Origin of the sequence: Brevibacillus sp. JB24b, from assembly GCF_051713385.1 — a bacterium.
Lineage (GTDB): Bacteria > Bacillota > Bacilli > Brevibacillales > Brevibacillaceae > Brevibacillus_B > Brevibacillus_B laterosporus.
Genome location: NZ_JBNVQV010000001.1, coordinates 311,519 through 332,140 on the forward strand (window position 1 = coordinate 311,519; position 20,622 = coordinate 332,140).

The window sequence follows — 20,622 nt, forward strand, 5'->3', positions numbered from 1 at the left end:
AGGTGAGCCTTTTGTGGATAAAGCAGAACAAGAATTGCAGCAGGAACAGCGATTAAAGCGTATGCAATGGATTTTTCTGATCACTTTCTTTTTATTTTCAGCGATTATTCTTCGATTGGCTCAAATACAGATTGTTGAGGGGAGCGAGTTTGAAAAGGTACTGAGCTCTCGTTCCCTCAAAAAAGATCCGATTCCAGCAGTTCGTGGCAACATTTATGATCGTAATGGCAAGCTGTTGGTACATAGCAGAGCTTCATTCACAGCTGTTTTTCATGAACCAGAGGGTATCAAGCAACAGGAGATTGTTGAACTAGCCAAGAAACTAGAAAAAGTCCTGCGTGGAATGACACAAAGTGCGATCGTGAAAAAGCTAGATGTAGGCTTTACTTGGGAGAATGGGCAGCGGAAAAACATCGCTCGCAATGCACCGAAGTATATGGAAAAAGAAATCAAGTATGACCTGACCCCCGAAGAGATTGCTTATTTAGAAGAGCATCGAGAAGATTTACCAGGGGTAGACGTTGTTACGAAATCGATAAGAGAATACGATACCAAACAAATAGCCGTACAGACAATTGGCTACGTTCGTCCCTACCATGTAGCTCAAAACTTGAACAGTCCATTTTATAAAACGGAGCAAGTGCATTATCTGCCTGATCAACTGGTTGGATTAGACGGTATCGAGCGTAGCTATGAAAAGGAGCTACGCGGAAAGAATGGCTATCGCTTGTATGAGGTGGCAGCCGATCAGTCCGTACAACGTGAGCTAAAGAAGGAATCGCCCATACGTGGTCAAAGTATCTATCTAAATATTGATGAGCGAGTACAGTCAGAAACTAGAGATTTCATTAAAGATTTCCTACCAAAATTAAGAGGAAGTATTTCATTAGCTGCTGGAGCTAAAACAGCCTATGTAGTAGCGATGGAAGTGGATACCGGTAAGGTAGTTACGATGGTCAGCTACCCAGAATATGATCCGAATGTTTGGGTGCATGGACCTGATCAGGCTACTTATGAGCAGATGAAATACTCTGTTACCAATGGAACAATTCGTGAAGCGCCTTATGATGTTCGTCCATTAACGGGCCCTTCAGCGGAACAAGAAAATAATAAACACCCAAAATCAATTGTCCCCTCAGGCTCCGTCATGAAACCAATTACAGTATTGTTAGGTTTACATGAGGGAGTTATTACACCGAGCGATCAATGGACCGATCCCGTTACGTACTACTATGGTCGTGGGAACGATCGAGTAAAGAACGATAGCGGTCATAATTATGGTGTGCTCAATCCAGTAAAGGCGATAGCCAAATCCTCGAATACGTATATGGCCCGTATTGGCGAAGGGGTTGCCAAAAAGGAAGGTAACAGAGCCGTTTCTCTGCTACAGGAGTACTATCATCAATTCGGTTTAGGTGTGTTGACGGAAGTGGATCTACCGAGTGAGAATAAAGGCAAAGAGGATTATCTAGTTATGAATAAGACCTATGGGCCACTGGCTGCAATGGTACAGGCCTCCTTTGGACAACAGGTTCGAGCCACGACGGTTCAACTAGCTCAATACGCCGCGACTTTGGCTACTAAAGGCGTTCGGCTACAGCCTCAGCTTGTAGATAAAATCGTAGATGAAAAAGGAAGCATTGTGCTTCAGTCCAAGCCTAAGGTTCTAAATAAAATAGAGCAACCCCAAGCATATTGGGATATTTTACGTAATGGAATGGTACAGGTAACACAACCAGGCGGAACCTCTGTCAATGCTTTTCGTGGTCTTCCCTATCAGGTAGCAGCAAAGACTGGTACGTCTGAACAGGATATTTACGTCCCAGTTACTTCTACCAATTCAAAAGGAGAATCCATTACGAAATGGCAAAAACATGCCAGAGTCAATAATGGTGTGATTATCGCCTATGCACCTGCATACAAACCTAAGCTAGCAGTAGCAGTGGTTGTACCAGAGGGTGGTTATGGGGGGCGCTCTGCATCCAATATCAGTCGAGCAGTGTTTCAAGCATATGATAAATATGTAGGGTTAAGATGAGTAGAGTATAAAAGCTAGCATTTGCACAACAGGAGTAGAATCCTGGCAATGCTGGCTTTTTTCCTTTTGTACATAAAAGTAGTATAGATTTGTAACTTTTTCAAAATGATGCAGAGGATTTATGGGGTACTTTATTTTGCCCTCTGATTACGAATTGCTTGGCACAGTACTTACCCCTGTAATAAAATATGTCATAATAATATAAATTTTCATGAGCAGTTATAACCATAGGAAGGATGAGTGGAGGGTGCAGCACAAAAATAAGACAGTGGTGAAAGCATTAGATTTACTTTCTCTATTTCTTACTCATCCACATTTAACGTTAGCCCAAATAGTAGAAGTAACCGATAAGCCAAAGACCTCTGTTCATCGTATGGTCGGGTCACTTGAAGAGATGGGATTTCTTCGAAAGGATGAGGAGGGGCGGTATGAGCTTGGGTTAACCTTTCTGCAATATGGTCAGCTGGTGTCCGATCGGTTAGATATTCGTCAAATGGCCCTTCCTTGGATGAATCAGCTACGAGATGAGATGGGAGAAGCCGTTCATCTTATTATGAAGGATGGACCCGATGCCATTTATGTCGAGAAGCTAGATACCAAGCATCCGGTGCGATTATATACGAAAGTAGGGAGGCGCTCTCCTTTGTATGCAGGAGCCTGCTCACGGATTATTTTAGCTTTTCTACCAGATGCAGAGGTTGAAGAATATCTAGAAAACGTTCAATTTGAGCGTATTGCCAAAGGGACTATTACGACTTGCAAGGAGCTAACTGAGAAGCTGGAAGAGTCCCGTCAAAATTATTACACGATTAGTTACTCGGAATTAGAGAATGAGACGGTTTCGGTAGCCGCTCCTATTTTTGATCATCGGGGCAAGCTAGTGGCAGGTCTGAGTGTTGCAGGTCCAGAGGTGCGCTTTACGCCTGATAAACTGCCTTTGCTGATTAAAGAAACAGTGGAGACAGCGGAACGAATTTCACGCTCACTTGGCGGGCAGAGGGAGTATCCACGACATGGATGGACCCAGTTAGTATAGCTTTGACTAGACATTTGATCGAAAGGATAGAAGGAGAATAACAAAACTACCTAGCGATTTGCTGGGTAGTTTTTTCTGTAAACTGCTTCTTGTCAATCTATTAAACTAAATCTATAATGAGTAAAAATATAAAAAGTGGAACGATTATTCCGAATATCGGGACAAGTAGGACTGGATTTCCGAGTACCACAAAGCACAGGTAAAAGGGAGGGGAAGCGATGTATCGCGTAGATTTGAATTGTGATTTGGGAGAGAGCTTTGGTGCTTACCAGATGGGGAATGATGAAGAAATTCTCGCTTTTATCAGCTCAGCAAATATCGCTTGTGGCTATCATGCGGGAGATCCATCTACCATGCGTCAGACGGTTCACATGGCTCTGGAAAAAGGGGTAGCGATTGGAGCACATCCAGGGTTGCCTGATTTAATCGGCTTTGGCCGCCGTACGATGGACATCTCACCACGTGAGGCACATGATATGGTGCTATATCAAATTGGAGCCCTACATGCCTTTGTAAAAGCACAGGGGGGGATTCTGCATCATGTGAAGCCACATGGAGCTTTGTACAACATGGCCGCACAAAGTGAGAGCTTGGCCGAAGCGATTGCCGAAGCAGTATATAGCATGGATTCAGATTTAATCTTGTACGGGTTATCAGGAAGTCAATTGCTCAAGGCAGCGGAGAAGCTTGGATTACGCAGTGCCCATGAGGTATTTGCTGATCGTACCTATCAAAGCGATGGATCACTTACCCCACGCCGACAGCCTAATGCTGTTTTAACCGATACGGACGAAGCGGTTAGCCAAGTAATTCGAATGGTTAAGGAGGGGAAAGTCATCTCACAGCAAGGAACAGATGTGAGGATTCAAGCAGATACAGTCTGCATTCACGGTGATGGTGCTCATGCTCTATCCTTTGCCAGACAGATTCGATCACAATTAGAGAACAAACAGATCAGAGTTGAAACGGTGGGACATCAAGCATAGTGCTCTGTAATGAGTAAACACAGTTTTCACTAGATAGAGATAAACAGGTAGATTCCAATAGATAAAGGGAGGTTGTCCATGTTATCACTGATCGGAATTTTAATTGTTATTGTCGGGTTTGCTTTGCGCTTTAATCCATTACTCGTTGTTACAGTGGCAGGGATTGCTACGGGTTTGGCGGGGAATTTATCGTTTGAACAAATAGTAATTACGTTCGGAGAAGCTTTTGAAAAGAACCGTTATTTATCGTTGTTTATTTTAACATTACCGATTATTGGGCTATTGGAACGGTACGGGCTAAAGGAACAGTCACAGCGATTAATTCGAAAAGTAAAAGCAGCGACTACAGGTCGATTATTGATTTTGTATCTATTTGTACGAGAAGTGACTGCCATGCTAGGACTAACCAGCTTAGGTGGACATGCTCAGATGGTTCGTCCGTTGGTAGCACCGATGGCAGAAGGGGCTGCTGAGAACAAGCACGGTCAACTACCTAAAGAGCTAAGTGACAAGATTAAGGCTCAGTCAGCAGCTACAGATAATATTGGTTTATTTTTTGGAGAAGATATTTTTATCGCTTTTGGTGCAGTCCTATTGATGCATGGATTCTTCCAACAAAACGGTATCTCGCTTGAACCTCTTCATATAGCAGTATGGGGGATTCCAACTGCCATTGCGGCCTTCCTGATTCATGGCACAAGATTATATTTATTTGATGGAAAAATCAGAAGATACATGGAAGAAAGCAAACAACTGCGCAAAAGTGCGTAGGAATACATGGAAGGGAAGGTGACCGCTATGTTCATCCAATTAGATTTTATCTATTATCTTGCCGGCGTGTTTCTTGTCATTATTGCGATTTTAGCGTTAAGAGATAAAAGTAATTCTCGCCGTTTTACCACCTCCCTTTTCTGGGCGTTATTTGCCTTTTCCTTTTTAGGAGGCAAACTGGTTTCTTCATTTGTAATGGGAATTGTTGTGTTGCTAATGGCGCTTATTGCTGGCTTGGGCGGGGTCCGACTGGGGACGTACCAGCAAACAACGGATGAACAAAGAGAGGCTAGCGCCAAACGCTTTGGGAATCGATTGTTTATCCCAGCACTATTAATTCCAGTTGTGACCGTAATTGGTAGTGTTTTGTTGAAAAATGCCAAAATAGGCGAAATATTTTTACTTGATCAACAGAACGTTACGCTGGTGAGCTTGGGAGTAGCTTGCTTAGTATCGTTAGTGGTAGCGATGAGCATTACCAAAACCAAAGGTATTCAACCAGTAAAAGAGTCTCGTCGTCTGCTGGATGCGATCGGCTGGGCTGCTGTCTTGCCTCAAATGCTAGCCACATTGGGAGCGCTATTTGGAGCAGCAGGAGTGGGCACAGTGATTGCTGACCTGGTAAGCTCCGCGATTCCGGTGGATAATCGTTTCTTAGTGGTAGTTGCATACGTACTGGGAATGGCCTTGTTCACGATGGTAATGGGGAATGCATTTGCAGCCTTTCCCGTCATGACTGCTGGTATTGGTCTACCCTTGTTAGTGCAAATGCACGGAGGAAACCCGGCCGTGTTAGGAGCAATTGGTATGTTTTCTGGTTATTGTGGCACTTTGCTTACTCCGATGGCAGCCAACTTTAATATTGTTCCAGCGGCTCTATTAGATTTACCTGATAAGAATGCCGTTATAAAAGCACAGGCTCCTACTGCTTTGCTATTGTTAGGAATTAATATCTTTTTGATGTACTATTTGCTGTTCTAGGGGGAATATCATGGTGAAAAAAGTTTTGTTAACTGGTTTTGATCCTTTTGGTGGGGAACAGATTAATCCCGCATGGGAAGCAGTGCAACAATGCAAACAATTTGATATCCCCGATGTCGAAGTAATCATCAAACAAATTCCAACTGTATTTCATCGCTCTCTGGAAGTCTTGGAAACCATCATGGAAGAGGTACAACCTGACGTGGTTATTTGTGTCGGACAGGCGGGAGGGCGTGCAGATATCACAGTAGAACGGGTAGCAATTAATACAGATGATGCACGCATTCCGGATAATGAAGGAAATCAGCCAATCGATCAGCCTATTATAGAAGAGGGGCCGGTAGCTTACTGGTCTACGTTGCCAATTAAGGCTATTGTCAAAGAAGTTCGTCTGGCCGGGATTCCTGCATCCGTTTCTCAGACAGCCGGTACATTCGTTTGTAATCATCTCTTTTATGGATTGGCTCATCTGATTTCTACGCGTTATACAAGAACAAAGGGTGGTTTTATTCATATTCCCTATTTACCTGAACAGGCCGTTCGGTTCCCTGGGCAGCCTAGTATGAGCTTGATGTGCGTTATAAAGGCTTTGGAGGTCGTCGTTCGGACCAGCGTAGGAGTCGAACAAGATATTAAGGCGATAGAAGGACAGATCAGTTAGAGATAGATGGTAGAGGTGATCAGGTGAAGCAACAGCCAGATAAACAGATAGAAGGACAAACGATCGAACAAAAATGGCCTGTTCAAATTCTGCCGCTTGGAGATGCAGCAGTGTTGGTGCAATTCAAATTGGCGGACAATGGTAACGCTGATATTTACCAGCTTGTACAGGCTTTTGCTACTCATATCGAACAACATCCGTTTCCAGGCATGATTGAATTTGTGCCGGCTTTTACAAGTGTGGCGATTTATTATGATCCTATCACGGTTAAACAGGTAGTGAACCAACGCTCAGACAGCACCGCATATGAGATCGTAGTGAATAAAGTGCGTGGGATGTTAGCAGGGCATATTAGCCAATTAGAGAGTCACTCCCGAGTAATTGAAATTCCCGTTTGCTACGGGGGAGAGTATGGACCAGATTTGGAGGAGGTAGCCAAGTATCATCAGCTTGCTCCGGAAGAAGTTATTCGTATTCATTCCCAGGCTATGTATAAGGTTTATATGATTGGTTTTGCACCTGGGTTCCCGTATCTTGGAGGAATGTCCACTGAGATTGCTACTCCAAGAAGAGCTTCCCCACGCTTACAGATTCCCGCTGGCTCAGTAGGTATCGGTGGAGAGCAGACGGGCGTCTATCCGATAGAAACCCCAGGCGGTTGGCAGTTGATTGGTCGGACACCTCTTGCGTTGTTTCGCTCCAAACAGAATCCACCTAGCTACTTACAAGCAGGTGATACTGTCCGCTTCCGTCCGATTACCCAACAGGAATATCTGGAATGGGGAGGGGAAGAGTCATGAGTATACGTGTTATCAAACCGGGGTTGCTCACATTGATCCAGGATCAAGGGCGGTTTGGCTTTCGAAAATATGGGGTTGTTACCAGCGAAGCGATGGACCCTATGGCCTTGCGAATTGCCAACATGCTGGTGGGCAATGCAGAGCAGCTTGCCACGTTAGAGATGACGCTTACAGGAGCAGAGTTAGCTTTTGAGCACGATAGCCTCATTGCAATTACAGGAGCAGATTTGTCTTTTACAATCAATGGTGAGCGTTTACCTATGTGGCGTCCTATTTTTGTCAAATCAGGTACGGTTGTGAAAGGTGGAGGCTGTCGGACGGGCTGTCGCGCTTACCTAGCTATTGCAGGTGGGATTGAGGTTGAGCAGGTGCTAGGTAGCCGCAGTACATATGCGCGTGCAGGAATGGGGGGCTATCAGGGCAGAAGCTTACAGGCAGGCGACTATATATCAGTGGGCGAGCTAGCTAATGTGACACGCGCTTTTCTGGAGAAATGGGACAACAGGTTGGCCAAGCAGACATCATTGAGGAGCTGGACAAGTGTAGATTGGAGTGTTAGCGCTGATTGCCTAGCGACGTACCGAAGAAATCCACAAGTGCGCATTAGTCGAGGAACCCATTTTTCCTTGTTTACATCAGAAAGCCAACAGAATTTATTTCAATCCCCCTATAAAATTACGCCCCAATCAGACCGCATGGGCTATCGTCTTCAGGGGGCGATGCTTGATTTGGTAGAACCGATTGAATTATTATCAGAGGCTGTAGCCTTTGGGACGATTCAGGTACCGGCAGAGGGGTACCCTATTATTTTACTCGCTGATCGACAGACGACGGGAGGTTACCCACGAATTGGTCAGGTTGCTACAGTAGATTTACCGATTTTGGCTCAGATGAAGCCAGGGGAAGAGATCATGTTTACGGAGATAGAAAGGGACGAATCTGAAAAGCTACTGATGGAGCGGGAACAATTTTTTATTGAACTGCAGCAAGGAATTCTTTTGCAAATGATGCGGTAGTCATAGAGCTAATTCACTTTAGTAGAATCCTTATTTTCACACCTAAGCATATTCTTGTGCATGTCGCAGGAAATATGCTTTTTTTGTTTAATTCCAACTTGACATATAGGAATTATGTGATTAAACTCAAATACAAAGTTTCCTAATTTTTGGTGTCTATCAAAAAGGTGGAACAGGCATGAAGGAGGCAAACGGTATGTCTGAACAACAGGCAAGTCGACAAGACCTATGGATGCAGAAAATTTTAGATGCTTTGAAAGGTATTGAGTATGGCTCCGTGCATATTACGATCCATGATTCGAACATCACGCAAATTGAGCGTGTGGAGCGTCATCGTTATTCGTTAGAAAAGAAAGAATTTTCAAAAAGACAAAAAGGATAGAGTGCCGATCGGACAACCGAAGGCTCCTTACGTTCGCCAGTGAAGGATGAGCGAGAGGAGTCTTTTTTTGTATACATGTGCAACAGGCTTGATCGGATGAACTAGATAAGATTAGGGAGGTAACTCAATGAAAATAAGCTCTACGATCATAACCAATGCAGCATTTCTAAACAGAAAAAAGCGACTTCGATGGTTAACCTGTTTTCTTTCCGGCAGTTTGGCGCTTGTGGTAGCAGGGTGCGGAGGGGGAGCATCTCCGACAGGTTCAGAGACTGATAAAGGAGCTAACGGAGCAGGTACCACCACAGCCGTTTCTAGCAATGATAAACCGTCGTCTAAACCAATTGAGCTACTAAATGTTTCCTATGATCCGACACGTGAGTTATACCAGTCTTATAACAAAAGCTTTATTGATTACTGGCAAAACAAAACAGGTCAAACCGTTACCATCAAGCAATCACATGGTGGCTCTGGTAAGCAATCACGCTCAGTTATTGATGGGCTGGGAGCTGACGTTGTCACGTTAGCGCTTGCATATGACATTGATGCTATTGCAGATAAAGGACTTATTCAAAAAGAATGGCAATCCCGCTTGGAACAAAAAAGCGCCCCTTATACCTCTACCATTGTGTTTCTCGTTCGTAAGGGTAATCCAAAGCAGATTAAGGATTGGAACGACTTACTAAAACAAGACGTTCAAGTAATAACGCCTAATCCTAAAACGTCAGGAGGGGCTAGATGGAACTACTTAGCTGCTTGGGGCTATGCCAAACAACTCAACCCCAACAGCGATGAAGAGGCTAAGGAATTTGTGCAACAGCTATTTAAGCATGTGCCCGTTCTGGATTCTGGAGCGCGCGGTTCCACAACAACTTTTGTCGAGCGGGGAATTGGCGATGTACTACTTGCTTGGGAAAATGAAGCGTTTTTGGCAATCAACGAAATCGGGAAGGACAAAGTGGAAATCGTCGTACCCTCCGTTAGTATTTTAGCAGAGCCACCTGTGACCGTCGTGGATAAAGTCACTGACAAAAAAGGTACAAAAGAAGTAGCAGAGGCTTATCTGAAATACTTGTATTCGGAGGAAGGGCAGAAAATTGCAGCTACGAATTTTTACCGGCCACGACTAGAGTCTGTAGCCAAAGCATATGAAAATCAATTTCCTACCATCAAGCTCTTCACTATTGAAGAAATAGCCGGAAATTGGCAGGAAGCTCATCGAGTCCATTTTGCTGATGGAGGAATTTTTGATCAAATTTATCAACCATAACGTGTATTAGAATCAACTGACTCACAAGGTGGTGTAAAACATGAAAAACAGATGGAAACAGTCGAGTATCATACCAGGATTCGGTTTATCGCTAGGGTATACGGTTGTCTATGTGAGCCTCCTTGTTCTATTTCCGTTATCTGTGCTTGTGTTATCGACTAACTCTCTTAGCTGGGATCAATTTCTAGCTATTGTACTTGCTGACCGCGTGATTGCATCTTATAAGCTTAGTTTTTTAGCCTCTCTGGTGGCAGCCTTAGTAAATACGGTGTTTGGGTTACTGATCGCTTGGGTACTGGTACGCTATCGCTTTCCTGGCAAAAAAATTCTTGATGGACTAGTTGATCTGCCTTTTGCCTTGCCCACTGCGGTAGCTGGTATTTCTCTTACGTCGGTCTATGCACCTAACGGCTGGATTGGGCAATATATAGAGCCTCTGGGCATTAAGGTGGCATTTACATCACTCGGAGTTACGGTTGCCTTCATTTTCATTGGGATACCGTTCGTGATACGCACTGTTCAACCTGTATTGCAGGATGTGGATCGGCAAATGGAAGAGGCAGCTGCGAGCCTCGGTGCCGGTCGGTGGATTACGTTTTGGCGAGTTATTTTCCCTCAGCTCTTACCTGCCTTGCTAACAGGCTTCACGTTAGCCTTAGCTAGAGCAGTTGGCGAGTATGGCTCTGTTGTATTCATATCAGGAAATATGCCGATGAAAACTGAAATTACTCCACTTTTAATTATGACAAAGCTAGAGCAGTTTGATTATGCAGGAGCAACAGCGATTGCCTCGGTCATGCTGTTGTTATCGTTTGTTATTCTGCTGTTGACCAATGTTTTACAGTGGTGGAGTCGGAGAATGTATCGAATGGACACATAGAAAAGGAGAGGATACAAATGTCATTGTCTAACCAATCTGATACTGCCAAACACCCAGGGGCTTGGATCATGATCGTACTCTCCGTACTGTTTTTGGGATTGTTTTTGATTGTGCCGTTATTATCGGTGTTTACGGAGGCACTAAAGCACGGGTTCCAACCATTTTGGGAGGCAATCGCTGAACCGGATGCGGTAGCAGCAATACAGCTTACTCTGCTGGTTGCTGTAATTTCTGTTCCACTAAATGCGGTGTTTGGGATTGCGGCGGCTTGGGCCATTGCCAAATATCAGTTTCGGGGGAAAAGTATTCTTCTCACCTTAATCGATTTGCCTGTAGCTGTTTCTCCTGTTATCTCGGGGTTCTTGTTTGTCCTGTTATTTGGTACGCAAGGATTGCTTGGACCGTGGTTAGAAACCTACGATATTAAAATCATCTTTGCGGTGCCTGGCATTATTTTAGCAACCATTTTCGTTACCTTTCCCTATGTAGCACGTGAACTGATTCCTGCCATGCAATCGCTGGGAAATGATGAAGAGGGAGCGGCATTGTCACTTGGAGCTACGGGATGGCAAACCTTCTGGCGCGTCACATTACCTAATCTTAAATGGGGGTTGCTGTATGGAATTATCCTTTGTAATGCGCGTGCCATGGGCGAATTTGGTGCGGTTTCTGTCGTATCAGGACATATCCGTGGTATGACTAACACGGTGCCACTGCAAGTGGAAATTTTATATAACGAATATAATTTTGTAGCGGCCTTTGCCGTAGCCACTCTATTAGCCTTTTTAGCCATCGTGACCCTTATCATTAAGAGCATACTGGAATGGAAAGCTGAACGGCAATACAAACAGAAGAAAGTAGACGTAACTGTCTGGGGTTATGAAACGGGGGAGGGTATACATGGGCATTGAAATTAAACAGGTATCCAAAAACTTTGGGGCGTTTTCTGCCCTTGATCATATTAACTTACAGATTCCAAGTGGAGAGTTAGTTGCACTATTGGGACCTTCAGGATCGGGCAAAACCACCTTGCTTCGGCTCATTGCGGGTCTTGAGCAGATGGAGCGAGGAGTCATACGCTTTGATGGAGTAGATGCCACTAGGAAAACAGTTCAGGAGAGAAGGGTTGGATTTGTCTTCCAGCATTATGCTCTATTTCGTCACATGAGTGTATTTGATAATATTGCCTTTGGTCTACAAGTGCTTCCCCGTGGAAAGCGTCCTTCTAAAGACAGCATTCGAACAAAAGTAATGGAGCTACTTCGCTTAGTTCAATTGAATGGACTAGAATCACGTTTCCCTAGTCAACTGTCTGGTGGGCAACGACAACGGGTGGCACTAGCTCGTGCACTTGCCATTGAACCAAACGTATTATTATTGGATGAACCGTTTGGGGCACTCGACGCGCAGGTACGTCAGGAACTACGTCGTTGGCTCAAACAATTGCACAATACGCTTAAAATCACTACCGTGTTCGTGACACATGATCAAGAGGAAGCCTTGGAGATGGCAGATCAAGTGGTGATAGTAAACAAGGGTAAAATTGAACAAGTGGGAACGCCTATCGAAGTCTATCAGAGTCCTAGTAATCCCTTCGTGTATAGCTTTTTAGGAAGAGTAAATCAATTTCGTGTTTGTGGACACGAAGGAACTATTCATATGGGACATCTATCGTGGAAATCAGAAGAAGTTTTGAACTGGAATCATACAGAAGCAGTTGGTTACATCAGGCCTCATCAGATGGAGCTATCGCGCACTTCAAAAGGGGAAAGCTGGGCTGAAGCTACTTTGTTACATGTCTCTTTATTGGGACCACTTGTCCGTCTAGAATGTCAGTTAACGGTAGATGGAACGTTGTTTGAATTAGAGCTAAATGGCGAGCGATATCGAGAGCTTTGGGAGGATTCTTCTCGGCAACTCTATGTAAACCTTAAATCAATTCGATTGTTTCCAGTCAAGCAATCTCAGCACCAATCGGTCAAAAGGGTCAACATGCAATCTGTTTCGCTTACGATGTCAGAAATCAAGGTGTGAGGAAAATGCAAAAACCAACCATCGCGAAATGCTTTGGTTGGTTTTTGCTTTATTTTATAATCCAGCGGGTAGCTGATGCTGGGAGTAAATCTCTAATAATCGAAGAACATCATCAATTTGATCGGTCTGCAATAAGGTTTGCAATGCTTCTGGAGAAGAGAGAACTGCTGTTAGCTGAGCCAATGCGCGTAGATGTGACTCATTATCTACAGCCGCTAGTACAATAAATAACTGTGCAGAATGCTCTGGCCTTTCTGAGAAGGATACGGGATGCTTTAATTGTAGGAAGCTCATGCTCAATCGTTGGACGCCATCCTGTGGTCTAGAGTGCGGAATAGCAATTTTCGGTGCGATTACAATGTATGGTCCATGATCATACACGGAGCGAATCATGGCGTCCACATATGAAGGTAGAATACTTCCATTGCGAACTAAAGGTGCTGAGGCGAGTCGAATCGCTTCTTCCCAATTAGCCACGGTTTGTGCTACCTGAATTTGATCCTTCGTAAGTATGTCTGCAACAGTGGGCTTATAGGAAAGCTCTTTACTTAAAGCAGCAGGTTCCAGAAGGTATTCCTTTAACTCTTGATGGAGAGCTTCTTCATTTTCTATCACTGCATGACGACGAATGATAGACATCATGCCTTCTAACGATTCTGTCGGCTGCTTGTCTTTGTCAGAGATATAGGCTCCTACTCGTCTTAATAAGCGAGCTTTTTCTGCGTCGTTAAGAATTGGATTTACCACATAGACGGGTGCATCGCTTTTTGTCAAAGTGGTAGTAGAAAAAATCAGATCAACATCATAGGTTTGGGATTCATACTCTCGTAAGGAAACCGTCTTATAAATATCAATGGATGAGAATAGGTTTTCTAACTGATTTTGCAGAATAAGTGAGGTACCAATGCCGTTTGGACATACGATCAGTGCTCTTTTTCGCGGTGCGGGATTCGCTCCTTGCTTTCGCAACCATGCTCCAAAATGCATAGCAATATAAGCGATCTCATCCTCACATACCTGTTGCCCGACCAGCTGTTCAAAATGAACAATAACCTTCTGAGTTAGTAAGAAAATTTCATGATAGTGTGTTTTAATGGAATCAATCAGCGGATTGTCCATATTAATTCCGTACTTGATTCGATAAAAAGCAGGTTTGAGGTGCAGCATTAAATCACGTTTTAACCCATCTTGGTCTTCAAACATAATACAAGCGAACTTTTGAAAGTCAGTAACCATACGACGAACAGCTTCCAATAGCATTTGAGTATGAGTATTTTCCTGATCCGAATGATATTGGTTCATCACACGAGCGCCTAAGAGATGCGTAGCAATGTAATAGGTTTCATCTTCTGGTATATCAATTTGTAGGGTTTTCGACAGTTCATTGCTTATATAGGTCGCGGCTTCAAAATGCTTTGTTTTTTTCAATACTTCTTTCTCTTCCATATCAATTGTGACATGCTGTCCACGACTAAATCGCTTACGGAACAAATGGATGTGAATACTTAAGCTCTCCAGAACCTCATCCGTATATTGAATCCCTAATAAGCGCTCACAAACTGATAGGGCTTCGCGGATCACCTGAATTTCTTTTGTTTTCAAAAAATCCTCTTGCTGTTCCTCTGCTACCAGTGAAGTAGAATGTGCCATCGTTTGAATGTGGGAGATGAGTTGATTCCAGCTTTGAGTTGTTACAGCCTGAGAGAGATAGAAGATAAGTGCTTTTCGTTTATCCTGCTCTTCACCTTGAATGAAGTAGCCTTGTTTGCGGTCAAAATTGAGCGATATATGAAAGGTATGAAGCTCCATTTTTAATTTTTTCAGATCGTCCAGGGTGGTGTTGCGACTAACACCTAGCCGATTCATCAAATCTTCTAGCAAGATACGCCCTTCTCGGGTTAAGAGATAGATGGTTAGCCAAGCCTTACGCTCCTTGGCGGAATACTCATATTGCCATTTCTTCATACCTTGAAGTTTATCAGGTATTTTTTGCTTGGTCAGTTCGTCTATATAGTAGCCGGTGCTTCGGATATATTGAACAGCAGGGAGTTGATTTTCTTCCAGCCAATCGTTTATTTTGTTCATATCATAATAAAGTGTGCGTTTCGAAATTCCTTGTGATTCTAAGAGCTCCTGTACGGTTACATATGAGTCAGCTTGCATAATTTTATGCAAAATCGCAGCGCTTCGTTTATCGAGCGACATGGATACAACCTCCTTTGCCAGTTGATCTGTTGCTAGGTAATTTGCAAAGATTGGATAGAAGCAAAAGATGATCGATACGATTACCTTCTATTAGGCTCATTATAAAGCAGGATGACATAATTAGAGAAGACCAAAAACTAGTAATCTTTTGTGCATAAGTTGGACTAATATAAATGAGACTATTCAGCGCGCACTCTATTCTTGGAAACTCTATATTTTTCATTTATGATAAGAAAACCAGACGAGCATGCAGAATAACATAGAGATAGGATTCCATTTGCAGGAGGGAATGAAAATGCAGAAAATCAGAGTTGGTATTGTTGGGTATGGTCCGTCAGCTACTACCTTTCACGTTCCTTTTTTACAAGCGTCAGAGCATTATGAGATTGTGGCTGTCCTATCTTCTAAACCAGAAAAGGTAAAAGCAGATCTGGGGGATGTGCAGGTGGTCTCTCAATTACAAGAGTTACTACAGCATCCCAAGATGGAATTGGTCATTATAACCGCGCCCACATCGCTTCATTATGAAATGGTCAAAGAGGCGATACATGCGGGTGTGCATATTGTTGTTGAGAAACCGTTTGTCGTAACAACCCAAGAAGCAGATGAGCTAATTGAGCTAAATAAGCCGACAGGTAAGGTATTAAGCGTTTATCAAAACAGACGGTGGGATAATGACTTTTTGACAATCCAACGTTTGTATCAGGAAGGACGACTAGGTGATATCTATCATTTTGAATCTCATTATGATCGATACCGACCTGAAGTACGTGATCGGTGGAGAGAAAACGCAGGGCCAGGCTCTGGAATTTTGTATGATCTAGGCTCTCACCTGTTGGATCAGGCCATTATGATGTTTGGAATGCCTAAAGCAGTTACAGCTGATGTACAAGCACAACGACCAGGGGCTAAAACAGATGATTATTTCCATGTCATCTTGCAGTATGAGCGTTTGCGAGTGATTTTACACGCTGGCATGTTGACAGTTCAACCGGGTCCACGTTTTCAGGTGCATGGTGATAAGGGGAGTTATAGTAAGTTTGGATTTGACGTGCAGGAGGGTGCTATCCGCAACAATCAGCCTCTGAACGCTCCTAATTGGGGTCAAGAAGAGAAAGAATGGTATGGGGAGTTAACTACAATGGTAGAAGGTAGGCCTGTTACAGAAAAAATCGTGTCCGAAAAAGGCTCCTATCAACGTTACTATGACAAGTTGTATGAGGCAATTCGTCTAGGTAAAAATGTGCCCGTCCGTGCAGAACAGGCGCGTATGAATATTTTTCTAATTGAAGTGGCTTTTAAAAGCAGTAGGGAAGGTCGGACTATTTATATAGATTGATCCACAGATCGTGTGGGTCGCTCTTTGCCTTGTTCTATTTTCTTACAGCTTGTGCAATCCTTCACAGAACAGACATCCAAAAGGACAGGTAAGGATGTGTTCTCCTTCTATAATAGGGGTAACCTAAGAGGAATGGTGTAAGGAATGAGGAGAAGATATGGATCCATTTAAAAAACAAGAAAAGGGCTTATTTATTCTTTGCATGGTGGTGGCTGTAATTATGCTGCTATCCTTTGCGCGGAAGTTCTTTTAACTTTGAGCGTTCATTTTTCTACGTAAAAACGTTTCCGGATTTTTCATAAATATGTGAAATCTTTGCTGATCTACATGCTACAATGATAATATAGAACCGATTTAACAAGGAGGCCATACTATGTTTGATAAAATGGTGATAGCTTTGGATGGTTCACAGTTAAGTCCAAAAGTACAGGAAGCGGCGATTTTATTTGCCCGTGAGAATAAATCCTCGCTCACTTTTGTGCATGTTGTAAAAGAGTTACCTGCCTATGTAGCTAGTCAATTAGTATTTATGGTCCACGATGTTCAATCTGAATATCTAGAAGAAGCCAAAAAATACGGTCAAGAATTACTAGATCAAGCATGCGAAGCGGCAGAAAAAGAAGGAGTTCAATGTGAAGCTATCCTGCTTCAAGGGGACCCAGCCAACGAATTGCTCGCCTTGGTTAAAGAAAAGAATGCTGACCTTATTATGATGGGTAGCCGTGGGTTGGGAGATTTTAAAGAATTGATGCTAGGTAGCGTTAGTCATCGTATCACACAATTAGCACCGTGCCCGGTCTTTATTATTAAATAAGTAGCTAACAACAAGAGCTTTATCACGCAGCAGAAGCGCGATAAAGCTCTTGTTATGATTAAATATTTATAACTTCTAGTTACGTTGCTTTTTACCGAATAGAATCGTCAGGTCAATGGTTATCTCTGGTACATCCATTTTTTATTATAGCATTTTTGCTGTACCAAGATGAATCTTCCCTGTTATCAGCTTATTCTTAATCTGAGACGTTATTTCTTTGTAGTTATTATTCTCCTGTTGACTTGGGAGGAGATTAGAGTTTATTATATACCCATAGGGGTATAAAAATCCTTTTAAAAGTAGATTTTATTGAGATATTTTTTTGTTTTTTTAAATACCCTCGGGGGTATAATGAGTTTTGATACAGGAAATGACATTCAATATACAAAAGGGGCAAACAACTTATGAAAAAGAAAATCATCATAGTAGGTGGAGTAGCAGGTGGAGCGACAGCGGCCGCGAGATTACGTCGGCTAAGTGAGCGACACGAACTGATAATGGTCGAACGCGGTGAACATATCTCTTACGCTAATTGTGGTCTTCCCTATTATATTGGCGGGGTCATCGAGCAACGGAGCAAGCTCTTTTTACAATCGGTAGAGGGGATGTCTCAGCGTTTTAACATGGATATTCGAATTAGAAGCGAAGTCACTCACATTAACCGAGAGCAAAAGACGGTTACGATTCACAATCTGCAATCGGAAGAGATATACGAAGAGAGTTACGATATTCTGATTCTGTCTCCTGGTGCGAAGCCGATTCGACCAGCTATTCCAGGTATTGATGAGGCAAAACAATTATTCACACTGCGCAGCGTACCAGATACAGATGCGATTAAAAGCTATGTAGATCAACAAAAGCCTACTCGCGCCGTTGTTATTGGCGGTGGATTTATTGGTGTAGAAATGGCAGAAAACCTATCTGAGCGTGGGCTTGATGTTACTCTTGTCGAGATGGGTAAGCAGGTTATGGCACCGCTTGATATAGAAATGGCTGCTGTGGTACACGAGCATATGCGGGCGAAGGGCATTACGCTACTGCTTCAGGATGGAGTAGAGGCTTTTAACGATCAAGGTAATATTGTTCGTCTCAGCAGTGGGCGTGAATTAGTGACAGACATGATCATTTTAGCTATTGGTGTACAGCCTGAGTCACAGCTAGCAAAGGAAGCAGGACTTTCCGTAGGAGTACGTGGAGCTATTCGTGTCAATAAGCATATGCAAACCGACGACCCAGCAATTTACGCTATTGGTGATGCAGTAGAGGTAACAGATTATATTAATAATCAAGCAACACATATACCGTTAGCATGGCCGGCCAATCGTCAAGGGCGCTTAGTAGCAGATCATATTAATGGACGTAATGTTCAATATAACGGCACACTTGGTACGTCTATTGCCAAAGTGTTTGATCTTACTGTCGCCACAACAGGAAATAATGAAAAAACCCTATTACGAACTGGAATGGAATATACAGCAATCCATGTACATCCTGCTTCTCATGCTGGGTACTATCCTGGAGCAGCGCCTATTTGGATGAAGCTCCTGTTTGATAAAACCACAGGCAAAATCTACGGAGCGCAGGCGATTTCAGCAGATGGGGCTGATAAACGTATCGACGTGATTGCAACAGCGATTAAAGGAGGATTAACCATTCACGACCTTCCTGATCTGGAATTGGCTTATGCCCCTCCATATTCCTCTGCTAAAGATCCAGTTAATATGATAGGGTATGTAGCGAGCAATATTGCTGACGGCTTGGTTGATATTGTTCAGTGGCATGAGATCGATCAGATTGTGGACAATGGTGGTTTACTGGTCGACGTACGTGAGCCAATTGAAAGAGAAGCAGGTTTTATCAAGGGTTCTATCAATATTCCTCTACCAGAGCTACGCAATCGACATGCTGAGCTACCAAAAGACCAAACAATCTATGTATCCTGCCAAGTGGGATTACGCGGATATTTAGCGGCTCGTTTGCTTAGTGAATATGGTTATCAGGTGAAAAATGTAGATGGTGGCTATAAAACATATCGTATGGGCAAATCGACAGAAGAAGCGATCAATCCAAGAAAAGAGGATGTAACTCCAGTGATAGGAAGCCAATCCGGAAAACATTCATCAGACGAACAATCACAATCAAAGCGATCCAATTTATCATCTTCTACCATTGATAGCCCATCGATTACTATTGATGCATGCGGGTTACAATGTCCAGGTCCAATTATGCAAGTTTTCCAAGCTGTATCACGAGCCCAAGACGGACAGATAATTGAAGTAAAAGCCACAGACCCTGGATTTATGGCCGATATTGCTGCGTGGTGTAACAAAACAGGGAATACACTTCTCTCCTCCGAATATAGCAATAAAGTAGCCCATGTTTTTATTCAAAAGGGTACAAACATGCCTACCTCAATCGCAGGAGCTGCTATGCAACAAGCCAATGATGAAAAGCAAATTGATAAAACGGGAGCTACTATGGTCGTTTTTAGTGGTGATTTAGATAAAGCGATGGCTTCGTTTATCATTGCTTCAGGAGCGGCTTCTATGGGTAAAAAGGTGACGATGTTCTTTACTTTCTGGGGGCTAAACATTTTACGTCGCGAACATGCGCCGGTAGTTGAGAAGGATACGCTGGAAAAGATGTTTGGAATGATGATGCCAAAAGGGGCAAATAAGCTAACATTATCGAAAATGAACATGGCAGGAATGGGTACGAAAATGATGCAGCATGTCATGGAAAAGAAAAATGTAGATTCCTTAGAGACACTAATGAAGAATGCTCAAGCAGCAGGAGTCAAATTGGTAGCCTGCGCCATGAGTATGGATATCATGGGGATTAAACAAGAAGAATTAATTGACGGAGTAGATGTAGCCGGTGTTGCTTCATATCTGAGCGATGCGCAAGAATCGGGACTTAATTTATTTATTTAATGAAAAAGACATTGGAGAAGAGGTGAAACGGATGGATTATCATGATTCTGTCAAAAATCGATTGAAGCGAATAGAGGGTCAGGTACGCGGTGTACTGAAGATGATGGAAGAAGATAAGGACTGTCGAGATGTGGTGACACAGCTTTCTGCCGTTCGTACTGCTGTAGATCGTGTAATTGGGCTAGTCGTAGCGAGTAATCTGGAGCATTGTATACGTGAAGAATTAGAAAAGGGAAATGATCCAGAACAGGTAATTAAAGAAGCTGTCGATATATTGGTTAAAAGTAGATAAATATCCTGCAAGTTACTATCTGATATAAACAACCCGGGTGTAAGCTTCGGGTTGTTTTATTTTTCTCAAGAACTCATGAAGGTAAGCAGTATCTGGGTTCAATCTTTTCAAAAAAAGTGGAAACTATATTATTTTACAAATAAACATACCATTTGATGTGAAGTTTGTTATAATGTACGGAAAT

The 20,622-nt window shown here is 43.1% G+C and carries 18 protein-coding genes; 17 read left to right on the forward strand and 1 reads right to left on the reverse strand.

Annotation, left to right across the window (positions count from 1 at the left end; all coding sequences use genetic code 11):
* Positions 1–13 precede the first annotated feature (13 nt).
* From ACQV1I_RS01630 to ACQV1I_RS01690, 13 genes are all read left to right on the forward strand, one after another.
* Positions 14–2,038, forward strand: coding sequence for a peptidoglycan D,D-transpeptidase FtsI family protein (locus tag ACQV1I_RS01630; protein WP_116335014.1), 2,025 nt, complete (start codon positions 14–16; stop codon positions 2,036–2,038).
* 247 nt (positions 2,039–2,285) lie between these two features.
* A complete protein-coding gene (locus ACQV1I_RS01635; protein ID WP_116335015.1) occupies positions 2,286–3,074 on the forward strand; it encodes an IclR family transcriptional regulator in 789 nt (262 codons plus the stop codon).
* A 218-nt stretch (positions 3,075–3,292) separates the two neighbouring features.
* Complete coding sequence (gene pxpA, locus ACQV1I_RS01640; RefSeq protein WP_094701197.1) at positions 3,293–4,060, forward strand: 5-oxoprolinase subunit PxpA; 768 nt, start codon at positions 3,293–3,295, stop codon at positions 4,058–4,060.
* A 78-nt stretch (positions 4,061–4,138) separates the two neighbouring features.
* On the forward strand, positions 4,139–4,831 hold the full coding sequence (locus tag ACQV1I_RS01645; RefSeq protein WP_018672010.1) for a DUF969 domain-containing protein: 693 nt from the start codon (positions 4,139–4,141) through the stop codon (positions 4,829–4,831).
* 27 nt (positions 4,832–4,858) lie between these two features.
* A complete protein-coding gene (locus ACQV1I_RS01650; protein WP_018672009.1) occupies positions 4,859–5,812 on the forward strand; it encodes a DUF979 domain-containing protein in 954 nt (317 codons plus the stop codon).
* A gap of 13 nt (positions 5,813–5,825) precedes the next feature.
* Positions 5,826–6,473 (forward strand): pyroglutamyl-peptidase I, encoded by a 648-nt coding sequence (gene pcp / locus ACQV1I_RS01655; RefSeq protein WP_116335034.1) that lies wholly within the window; start codon positions 5,826–5,828, stop codon positions 6,471–6,473.
* 23 nt (positions 6,474–6,496) lie between these two features.
* Positions 6,497–7,273 carry a 5-oxoprolinase subunit PxpB gene (pxpB, locus tag ACQV1I_RS01660; protein WP_116335016.1) on the forward strand — a complete coding sequence of 259 codons (777 nt, stop codon included), beginning with the start codon at positions 6,497–6,499 and terminating at the stop codon, positions 7,271–7,273.
* Complete coding sequence (locus tag ACQV1I_RS01665) at positions 7,270–8,289, forward strand: biotin-dependent carboxyltransferase family protein (protein WP_094701199.1); 1,020 nt, start codon at positions 7,270–7,272, stop codon at positions 8,287–8,289. The genes pxpB and ACQV1I_RS01665 overlap by 4 nt, the downstream gene beginning before the upstream one ends.
* A gap of 232 nt (positions 8,290–8,521) precedes the next feature.
* The gene (locus ACQV1I_RS01670) at positions 8,522–8,671 is read left to right on the forward strand and encodes a YezD family protein (RefSeq protein WP_373413112.1); all 150 of its coding nucleotides are present in this window, start codon (positions 8,522–8,524) and stop codon (positions 8,669–8,671) included.
* Positions 8,672–8,798: 127 nt separating this feature from the next.
* On the forward strand, positions 8,799–9,941 hold the full coding sequence (locus tag ACQV1I_RS01675) for a sulfate ABC transporter substrate-binding protein (RefSeq protein WP_116335017.1): 1,143 nt from the start codon (positions 8,799–8,801) through the stop codon (positions 9,939–9,941).
* 40 nt (positions 9,942–9,981) lie between these two features.
* Complete coding sequence (gene cysT / locus ACQV1I_RS01680; protein WP_438769053.1) at positions 9,982–10,821, forward strand: sulfate ABC transporter permease subunit CysT; 840 nt, start codon at positions 9,982–9,984, stop codon at positions 10,819–10,821.
* A 17-nt stretch (positions 10,822–10,838) separates the two neighbouring features.
* The gene (gene cysW / locus ACQV1I_RS01685; RefSeq protein WP_116335018.1) at positions 10,839–11,732 is read left to right on the forward strand and encodes a sulfate ABC transporter permease subunit CysW; all 894 of its coding nucleotides are present in this window, start codon (positions 10,839–10,841) and stop codon (positions 11,730–11,732) included.
* Complete coding sequence (locus tag ACQV1I_RS01690) at positions 11,722–12,855, forward strand: sulfate/molybdate ABC transporter ATP-binding protein (RefSeq protein WP_116335019.1); 1,134 nt, start codon at positions 11,722–11,724, stop codon at positions 12,853–12,855. Before cysW ends, ACQV1I_RS01690 begins: the two co-directional genes overlap by 11 nt.
* A 54-nt stretch (positions 12,856–12,909) precedes the next feature.
* Here ACQV1I_RS01690 and ACQV1I_RS01695 read toward each other — a convergent pair whose 3' ends face one another.
* Positions 12,910–15,060 (reverse strand): BglG family transcription antiterminator, encoded by a 2,151-nt coding sequence (locus ACQV1I_RS01695; RefSeq protein WP_094701204.1) that lies wholly within the window; start codon positions 15,058–15,060, stop codon positions 12,910–12,912.
* Between the two features lie 295 nt (positions 15,061–15,355).
* On the opposite strand from ACQV1I_RS01695, the gene ACQV1I_RS01700 reads away from it, so the two are divergent.
* The 4 genes from ACQV1I_RS01700 (at position 15,356) to ACQV1I_RS01715 (ending at position 20,438) form a co-directional block, all read left to right on the forward strand.
* The gene (locus tag ACQV1I_RS01700; RefSeq protein ID WP_116335020.1) at positions 15,356–16,399 is read left to right on the forward strand and encodes an oxidoreductase; all 1,044 of its coding nucleotides are present in this window, start codon (positions 15,356–15,358) and stop codon (positions 16,397–16,399) included.
* Positions 16,400–16,772: 373 nt separating this feature from the next.
* On the forward strand, positions 16,773–17,213 hold the full coding sequence (locus ACQV1I_RS01705; RefSeq protein ID WP_018671997.1) for a universal stress protein: 441 nt from the start codon (positions 16,773–16,775) through the stop codon (positions 17,211–17,213).
* A gap of 404 nt (positions 17,214–17,617) precedes the next feature.
* Entirely contained in the window at positions 17,618–20,146 is a 2,529-nt protein-coding gene (locus ACQV1I_RS01710) for a CoA-disulfide reductase (protein WP_116335021.1), read from the forward strand.
* 31 nt (positions 20,147–20,177) lie between these two features.
* A complete protein-coding gene (locus ACQV1I_RS01715; RefSeq protein WP_094701207.1) occupies positions 20,178–20,438 on the forward strand; it encodes a metal-sensitive transcriptional regulator in 261 nt (86 codons plus the stop codon).
* Positions 20,439–20,622: the final 184 nt, after the last annotated feature.